The 7,916-nt window shown below is 72.1% G+C and carries 11 protein-coding genes; 3 read left to right on the top strand and 8 right to left on the bottom strand.

Annotated features, from left to right (window positions below; translation table 11 throughout):
* A partial coding sequence (locus VFO68_RS10630) for an HAD-IC family P-type ATPase (RefSeq protein WP_325158045.1) occupies positions 1-1,149 on the bottom strand: 1,149 nt, incomplete at its 3' end.
* A 205-nt stretch (positions 1,150-1,354) separates the two neighbouring features.
* On the opposite strand from VFO68_RS10630, the gene VFO68_RS10625 reads away from it, so the two are divergent.
* Both VFO68_RS10625 and VFO68_RS10620 read left to right on the top strand, forming a co-directional pair.
* The gene (locus VFO68_RS10625) at positions 1,355-1,624 is read left to right on the top strand and encodes a DUF1876 domain-containing protein (RefSeq protein ID WP_325158044.1); all 270 of its coding nucleotides are present in this window, start codon (positions 1,355-1,357) and stop codon (positions 1,622-1,624) included.
* Between the two features lie 12 nt (positions 1,625-1,636).
* Complete coding sequence (locus tag VFO68_RS10620; protein ID WP_325158043.1) at positions 1,637-2,578, top strand: sigma-70 family RNA polymerase sigma factor; 942 nt, start codon at positions 1,637-1,639, stop codon at positions 2,576-2,578.
* Positions 2,579-2,586: 8 nt separating this feature from the next.
* Here VFO68_RS10620 and VFO68_RS10615 read toward each other — a convergent pair whose 3' ends face one another.
* The 4 genes from VFO68_RS10615 to VFO68_RS10600 form a co-directional block, all read right to left on the bottom strand.
* Positions 2,587-3,462 carry a hypothetical protein gene (locus VFO68_RS10615; RefSeq protein ID WP_325158042.1) on the bottom strand — a complete coding sequence of 292 codons (876 nt, stop codon included), beginning with the start codon at positions 3,460-3,462 and terminating at the stop codon, positions 2,587-2,589.
* Positions 3,463-3,532: 70 nt separating this feature from the next.
* Positions 3,533-3,766: a PLD nuclease N-terminal domain-containing protein gene (locus VFO68_RS10610; RefSeq protein WP_325158041.1), complete on the bottom strand. Its 234-nt coding sequence runs from the start codon at positions 3,764-3,766 to the stop codon at positions 3,533-3,535.
* A 12-nt stretch (positions 3,767-3,778) separates the two neighbouring features.
* Positions 3,779-4,435 carry a LiaF transmembrane domain-containing protein gene (locus VFO68_RS10605; RefSeq protein WP_325158040.1) on the bottom strand — a complete coding sequence of 219 codons (657 nt, stop codon included), beginning with the start codon at positions 4,433-4,435 and terminating at the stop codon, positions 3,779-3,781.
* Positions 4,432-5,118 (bottom strand): hypothetical protein, encoded by a 687-nt coding sequence (locus tag VFO68_RS10600; protein WP_325158039.1) that lies wholly within the window; start codon positions 5,116-5,118, stop codon positions 4,432-4,434. The genes VFO68_RS10605 and VFO68_RS10600 overlap by 4 nt, the downstream gene beginning before the upstream one ends.
* Positions 5,119-5,253: 135 nt before the next feature.
* Between VFO68_RS10600 and VFO68_RS10595 the strand changes: the two genes are divergently transcribed.
* Complete coding sequence (locus tag VFO68_RS10595) at positions 5,254-5,505, top strand: SHOCT domain-containing protein (RefSeq protein WP_325158038.1); 252 nt, start codon at positions 5,254-5,256, stop codon at positions 5,503-5,505.
* An 82-nt stretch (positions 5,506-5,587) separates the two neighbouring features.
* Here VFO68_RS10595 and VFO68_RS10590 read toward each other — a convergent pair whose 3' ends face one another.
* The 3 genes from VFO68_RS10590 to VFO68_RS10580 all read right to left on the bottom strand — a co-directional run.
* Positions 5,588-5,716, bottom strand: a complete 129-nt coding sequence (locus VFO68_RS10590; RefSeq protein WP_325158037.1) for a hypothetical protein — start codon at positions 5,714-5,716, stop codon at positions 5,588-5,590.
* 32 nt (positions 5,717-5,748) lie between these two features.
* On the bottom strand, positions 5,749-7,257 hold the full coding sequence (locus VFO68_RS10585) for an AAA family ATPase (protein ID WP_325158036.1): 1,509 nt from the start codon (positions 7,255-7,257) through the stop codon (positions 5,749-5,751).
* A partial coding sequence (locus VFO68_RS10580; protein WP_325158035.1) for a universal stress protein occupies positions 7,254-7,916 on the bottom strand: 663 nt, incomplete at its 5' end. The genes VFO68_RS10580 and VFO68_RS10585, both read right to left, overlap by 4 nt.

The raw sequence follows: 7,916 nt of genomic DNA, 5'->3' as shown, positions 1-7,916 counted from the left end.
TTGCTCCACCACCCGGCCGGCCGTCATGGCCGGGACGTCAATCCGGTGCGCCGCGGCGAGCACCGCGGTGGCCAGCACGTGCGGTGAGCCGTGTTCCACGGCCGCGGCCCAGGCCAGTGCCAGGCGCGGATCCTGACCGGGCGCGGTGATCACGTCGGTGACCCGGGGCGCGCCCGCGGTGACCGTGCCGGTCTTGTCCAGGATCGCGGTGCGCACCCGCCCCAGCCGTTCCAGCGCGCCGCCGTCCTTGACCACCACACCGCAGCGCGCGGTCGCCGACATCCCGGCGGTGATCGCGACCGGGACGGCCAGCAACAGCGGGCAGGGCGTCGCGGTCACCAGTACCGCCACCGCCCGCACCGCCTCTCCGGACCACCACCACGCCGCGCCGGCCAGGGTCAGCGCCACCGGGACGAACACCACCGCGAACCGGTCGGCGATCCGGGCCACCGGCGCGGTCTCGGCCAGCGCGGTCTCGGCCAGCCGGACCACGCCCGCGTAGGCCGACTCCGCCGCGGTCCGGGTGGCGTGCACGGCCACCGCGGCCCCGGCGTTGCACACCCCGCTGCGCACCGCGTCCCCGTCCACGCGGTGCACCGGCAGCGACTCGCCGGTCAGCGCCGACTCGTCGAAGGTGCCCGGTTCGACCAGCCGGCCGTCGACCGGGACCACCTCGCCGGTGCGCACCAGCACGGTGTCGCCGACCAGGACCTCGGCGACCGGCACGGTCGTGACCGCACCGTCGCGCCGCACCTGGGCGAACCGCGGGGCCCGGTCCAGCAGGGCGTCCAGGTCACGGTGCGCCCGCCGCTGGGCGTAGCCCTCCAGTACCTGCCCGGTGGCCAGCATCAGCGCGATCAGCGCACCGGCCAGGTACTCGCCGACCAGCAGCGACCCGGCCAGGGCCAGCGTGGCCAGCAGGTCGGTGCCGAACCGGCGGGCCACCAGGTCGGCGCCCACCATCGCGACCGAATAACCCAACCCCAACAGCGTGGCCACCAGCCAGGCCCATTCGGCCACGGTCCCGGCCGCCGTGAGCGCCGCCAGCAGGGCGAGCAACCCCAGTTGTGCCCGCCAGTGCCAGTTCACCGCTTTCCGGTCCGGTCCGGACGGTGTGGACTGGGTCGGCCGCTCGGCCACGGTCGTCATGGTGTCACTCCGGTGTGGACAGCGCGCGGCGGTTGCGCAGGGTTTCGGCGAGGTCCAGTTCGGCGTGGGCGAGCGCGCTCATACCCCAAGCGTCGCCCGCACCGGTGCCGGCCGATGCGGTCCTAGGTCCCGGCCGCGAGGGACGTTCGAAGGTGGGCTGCCGAACGCACCGGCACCACGCTGGACACCGAAGGAGGTGGACATCATGACCACGGCCAAGCAGTGGCGAGTGGACATTTTCGTCGACGAGCACGAGCAGCGCACCCGGGCCACCGCCCGGCTGCACAACCCGGACGACACCAGGCTGGTCGGGACGGGCCTGGCCCGGCTCAACCCGGCCGACGCCAACGTGCCGGAGATCGGCGACGAACTGGCCGTCGCCCGCGCGCTGTCCGACCTGGCGAACCAACTGCTGGACGCGACCGTCCAGGACATCGAGGCCATCACCCACCGACCGGCCCGACTGTCCGGTTAGGACCGGGCGGCTATGACACTCCGCGCTGACGACGGGCAGCTCGATCTCGTCCGGCGATACCTGAACGAGATCGGCTCGGTTCCCCTGCTGACGGCTGCCCAGGAAGTCGAGTTGGGCAAGCGGATCGAGGCCGGGCTCTACGCGGAGCAGGTGCTCGGCGAACCGGCCGGCGGACCGCACCAGCTGACCGCGGTCCGCCGGCACGAGTTGCGGGCCGTGGCCGAGGACGGCCGACAGGCCAGGGACCACATGATCAAGGCCAACCTGCGACTGGTCGTGGCGGTGGCCCGCAAGCACTACCGGCAGGGTGTGCCGCTGCTCGACGCGATCCAGAACGGCACGCTGGGCCTGATCCACGCGGTGGAGAAGTTCGACTACACCAAGGGATACAAGTTCTCCACCTACGCCACCTGGTGGATCCGCCAGGCGATCGATCGCGGCGCCGCCGAGGGTGCCCGCACGATCCGGCTGCCCATGCACGTGTGGGAGGAACTGAACAAGGTGCGCGCGGCCGAACACCAGCTGGCCCTGCACCAGGCGCAGGAGCCGACCGCCGAAGAACTGGCCGGGCGGACCGGCCAGACCGCGGGACGGGTCGCCGACCTGCGCCGGATCGGCCGCGCGGTGGTCAGCTTGGACACTCCGGTCGGCGAGGACGCCGCTCTGACCTTGGGTGAGCTCGTCGAGGACACCGAGCTGCCCTCGACGCCGGACATCGCCGAACATCACGCCCTCATCGACGACGTCGCGGCCGCCGTGGCGGCGCTGCCGCCGCGCGAGGCTCAGGTCATCACCCTGCGCTTCGGCCTGCGCACCGGCAAGCCCAGCACCCTGCGGGAGACCGCTGAGCGGTTGCGGATCAGCCCGGAACGGGTGCGCCAACTCCAGCTCCACGCGCTCGATCGGCTTCGCGATCCCGACCACCGGCCCTGCCTGTCGGCCTGGGCGGGCTGAGGTCCCGCTCAGATCGTGGAGCGGACGGCGGTGACGGCGAACCGTTCCACCTCGGTGTAGTGGCCGCCGGTGAACGCGACGATGGTCAGCGCGGGCGCGGTGGCGCCCTGGTAGGTCACCGTGGTCGTCCAGGGCGTGCGCACCCCGCCGGCGGGCAGGCCGCCGGTCTGGCCGAGGGGTTGCTCGGTGGCGGGCTGGCGGATCTGCACCCGGATGCTCTCGTCCACTCCGGTGATCGTCCCGCCGACGGTGACCGGTGAGCGGACCGTGGTCCCGTAGCGGGGTCGGGTGAGGGTCAGGGTGGTGTCCTTACTGCCGACCACCTCCCAGGGCGCGTCGGCGCCGACGCCGAATTTGGCCAGGTGCAGTACCGCGGCGGTGCCGGGTGACCGGTTCTCGATCGGGTAGCCGACCGCGACGAGCGCTTCGGTGCCCGCGATCGAGTGCGACACCACGACGTTGATGGCGGTGAACTTGAGGTAGCCGGTGGTGAAGGCGAGCGCGGTGGCGTCCGCGTCGAGGTGCCAGGGGGCGTGGCCGCCGGAGCGGTAGGCGTTCTGCCAGGCGGTGACCTCGGCCAGGTTGGTGAATGGCCACAGCGGCTGGTAGCCGAACGGCACCACGGTCGGTTGGCTCGGCGTCGGGGTTGCGGAGCCGGTCGTCGGCTGCGCCGTCGATGGGGCGCTGGCGGTCGGTCCGGCGGAGGGTGGGTTGCCCGGCGTTGGCGCCGGGTCCTCGCCGCCACCGACCACCGCCAGCGTCACGGCGGCGGCGGTAGCGATGGCGAGCAACACCGACAGCACCACGATGATCACGGTGCGCCGGTTGCGCGGCGGTGTGGGTTCGGGCTGGTGCATCGGAGGCAGTTCCAGTGTGGTACTCATACCTTCAGCGCAGCACCGCCGGTACCCGGCTACCACGGACCTTGGCTGGTGACCGGCAGGGCCGGTCGGCTCACGGGGTCGGGGCCTTGGTCTTCGCCCGGCCCCACAGCAGGTAGGCGATCGGTCCGACGAAGTTGACGGCGATCGCCGCGGCCCACAGTGGTTTGCGGCCGTTCACCCGTTCCTGTGGGCGGCGGGCCAGGTCGGTCCACGCGGCGGCGGCCAGCCCGATCTGCACCGCGCTCGCCGAAACGAAGGCCGCGCGCTGCGTGGGGGTCAGGTCCTTCCAATGCCGGCGTGTCATTGTCCGTTCACCTCATTTCGGGTCGTTGGTGACCTCGACGCCGCCGAAGATGGCGGTGGCGTTGACTTTGAGCAGGGGTGCGTCCGGGGGCAGGGTGCCGTTGCCGGTGGTCTTGTCCTCGTAGCCGCCGAAAATGGGCAGGCCGCCGACCGCGATCCGCCAGCCGGTGGGCACCAGGATCTTGACGCCGCCGAACAGGGCGAACGCGTCGACCGAGGCTACCTCGTCGATGTGGGCCTCGCGCAGGTCGAGGGTGGCGCCACCGAACACCGCCGTCACGTCGGAGTGGGTCAGATGCTCGGAACGGTCCACGGCTCGGGCTCCGCTGAACACCGCGACCGGTTCGGTCACCGGCGCGGCGATGCGGTGGCGGGCCAGGCCGGCCAGGACCGCGCCGCCGATCAGGATGAGCACGGCCGGGCCCATGAGGCTGCCGGTGGCCCAGTTCTGCGCGTCGGCCAACAGGATCAGGCCGAACCCGGTGATCACGATGGGCCAGAACGAGATCTGCCGGGTGGTGAGCATGGCCAGCAGGCCCAGCCCGATGATGCCGACCGGCCACCACGGTTCGATGGCCGTGCCGGCGTCAACGACCCCGGTCGCGTCGAGCACACCCAGGACACCCAGTAGGAGCAGAACCAGTCCGATCCACAAGCGAACCGGTCTCATGACACACCTCCTTGTCGAACGGGTTCGCGCGCGTGGGTGAACATCACCGTGGTGATGCCGATCAGCCACACGACGAACACCGGGTAGATCACGAACGTCGCCCAGCCGCCGGGCGAAAGGGGGCCGCCCGCGGTGACGATGCCGGCCCAGCCAGCCAGGTGCGCCACGGCGACCAGCGCCGAGAGCCAGCCCAGCCAGGTGGGAAGTACCTTGTCCCGCAACGACAGCACGGCCACAGCGGTGACCAGCACCGCGACCGGAACGTCGGCGATGGTGGCCAATGCCAGACCGATGTCGTTGACCACGACCGCCAGCTGCGGTTGCAGGCCGGTGTCCGCGGCCCGGGCCAGGGCGATCTGCGGTGCCTGCACGGCCAGGTTGAGCACGATCCAGGCGATCCCGGCCGCGTAGGCGATCGACGCCATGCGCGCCGGCCGCCCTTCGATCCGCGCCAGGAACGTGCGCAGGCCGCCCAGGAACCACAGAAAGAGTCCGGAGCTGAGCACGAACAGCAGGCTCTGCGCCAGGAGTTCGCTCCCGTTGCGGAGATAGAAGTCCAGCACCTCGGCCGGTGTCCGATCCGGGTCCGGCACGCTGCGCTCGAACCCGACCGCCACCCCACCCAGGACCAACGCGGCGAACCCGCTCACCGCGCCCCAGCGCTGTTCCCGTACCTCATCCATGTGTCCAGCCTGACCGCGGATATCGGGGTGAGACGAGAGACCTAGGACTCCGCGCAGGCGGTGCCTCGGTCCCTTCCCCCACGCCACGGGCCGGACGAGCCTGGGTGGTGTCCGACGATGGGACGGAGGTGTGCGATGCCTGGCTGGGACGGCTACTGGGACCACCACGGCTATGGCTGGGTCGGGACGTTGTTCATGATCCTGACCATGGTCGTGTTCTGGGGCTGGCTGATCACCGTGACGGTGCTGCTGGTCCGCCACTGGGGGCACAACGGCACGGGGCACGACGGTGCGCGGCGGATTCTGGACGAGCGGCTCGCCCGCGGCGAGATCGACCGGGATGAGTACGACCAGCGCGGCCAGGCGCTCCGGGCGGGCCGGCGATGATCAGAACCGAGAAGCTCGGCAAGAGCTACGGCCGGGTGGACGCGTTGCGAGACCTCGATCTGCGGGTCGAACCGGGTGAGATCTACGGGCTGCTCGGGCCCAACGGCACCATCGCCGCGAGCACGGCCAAGCCCAGCACGGCCTTCTCGATCCGGTCGGCGGGCCGCATCAGTTCGCTGTTACGGGGCCAGAATCGTCGGATCGTCCTCATGATCCAACAGTCGCGCAGGGACCGGTGCGGCCCTAGAGGCGAAGGCGTTCTCCCACCCGGGACGCAGGTCCCCGCTCCACCGGGGGTTCCGGCCCGGTGATTACCGCCAGCGCCGTGGCAACGGTCTGGGCGGGTGCGCCGGTGGTGTCCAGGTCGGTGGCCTCCGGCCAGGGTTGGGCGGTGCGGGTCATGGCGGTGGCGATGGTGTCGTCGGCGTCGGACGGGGTGCCGGTGCGCTCGCGGAGCCGGGCTGTGGTGACCGGTGCGGGGGCGGTGCAGCGCAGCGCGCGGAGTTCGCTGTGCGTGCGGGTGGCCAGGGCGGCCGCGGCGTCGCGGTGGGTCTGCCGGGTCCAGGAGGCGTCCAGGATCACCGTCTCGCCGTGGCCGAGGAGTTGTTCAGCCCGGTGGAGTAGTTCGGTGTAGACGCGTTCGGTGTGTGCCGGGGTGTAGATGCCGTCGCCGAAGGGGGCCGCCGCGCGGTCGTGCGGGTTGATTGCGGCCTGCTCCTTGCGGAGCCGGTCGCTGGAGAGCAGCACCGCGCCCAACCGGTCGGCGAGTTGGCCGGCCAGGGTGGACTTTCCGGTGCCGGGCAGGCCGCCGACGAGGATCAGCCGGACCTGGCCGCGGCGCAGGTGCCGCAGGGTCAGTTCGGCGTAGGTGGCCGCCTGCGCGGCGGCGGCCGCGTCGCCCTGGTCGTGCCGCAGGCAGGCGACCTTGGCCCGGACAAACGCCCGGTAGGCCTGATAGTGCGCGCGCAGCGCGGGTGGCGCGGGGTCACCGGCGAACTCGGCGTAGCGGTCCAGCAGCAACTCCCCGAGTTCGGGCGCGCCGAGCCGGTCCAGGTCCATGGCCAGGAAGGCGATGTCGTCCAGCCCGTCGAGGAAGCGCAGCCGGTCGTCGAACTCCAGACAGTCCAGCACCCGCGGCCCATCCTCGAGGCAGAACACGTCATCTGCCAGCAGATCCCCGTGCCCGTCCACGATGCGTCCGGCGGCCACCCGGGCATCGAACAGCGCCGCCCGGCCGGCCAGAAACTTCCGGGTGAGCACGACGATCTCGTCGAGCACTCCCGGCCCGAACACCGCCTCGCCCAGGGAATGCACCTGCGCGAAGCTGTCCTCCCAGCGGCCGGCGATGGCGTCGCGGGTGCCCTGGGCGGAGATCTCCGGCGCCCGCCGGGCACCGGCGTGAAACGCCGCGATCATCCGGGCCAGCCCGGTGACCGTGTCCGCCACCGGTTCTCTGTTGGCGACCAGGGTGGACAGCCGGCGCTGGGTGGGCATCCGGCGCATCACCACCATGTGGTCGCACACCAAACCGTCTACATCGGATACGTCGGCGACGCCGAGGTAGACGTCCGGGGCCAGGCGCCGGTTCAGCTCCACCTCGCGGCGGCACGCGGCCAGCCGGCTCGCCCGGGTGCGGAAGTCCAGAAACCCGACGTCCACTGGCTTCTTGACCTTGTAGGCGCGGTCCCCGGTCAGGAACACGGTCGCCACATGGGTTTCCCGCACCGCCGCCGGCTCGCCCCACCCGTTCATGCCGGTCGGGCGATCAGGACCGGGCAGGGCGCGTGGTGGATCAGCGCCTGGCTGACCGAACCCAGCAGCAGCCCGGCGAACCCGCCGCGGCCCCGGCTGCCGACCACGGTCAGTTCCGCGCCGGCTGCGGCTTCGAGCAGGGCATGGGCCGGCCGGTCCCGGGTGACCACCCGGTGCACCTTCACCGTCGGGTACCTGTCCGCCCACCTCGCCAACCGCTCGGCCAGCATCTCGTGGGCCTGCTTGTCCAGCAGTTGCCAGTCGATCCCAGGGTAGGCGCCGGCCGGGAATACCGTGTCGGCCCAGGCGTACACGGCGGTGAGCCGGCCGCCGCGCAGCGCGGCTTCCTCGAACGCGAACTCGAGAGCGGCCTCGCTGGCGGGGGAGCCGTCCACGCCGACCACGACCGGCGCGTCCGCCGGCGCGGCCGCGCCGCGCACCACGACCAAGGGGCACGCGCCGTGCCCGGCCAGCGCGACGGTCACCGAGCCGGCCAGCAGCCCGGAGATCGCGCCCAGGCCGCTGGACCCGCATACCAGCAGCGCCGCGTGTTCGCTGGCCGCACGCAGCGCCGGCACGGCCGCGCCGGAGACGATCTCGGTGTCGAACGGCACCCCGGGCGGCACCTCGGCCGCGGCAACGCGCACCAGTTCGTCGGC

Origin of the sequence: Actinophytocola sp. (genome assembly GCF_035712165.1) — a bacterium.
GTDB lineage: Bacteria > Actinomycetota > Actinomycetes > Mycobacteriales > Pseudonocardiaceae > DASYTH01.
The sequence above is the reverse complement of the archived record's forward strand: the minus strand, read 5'-3'. Positions and strand labels throughout refer to the sequence as shown.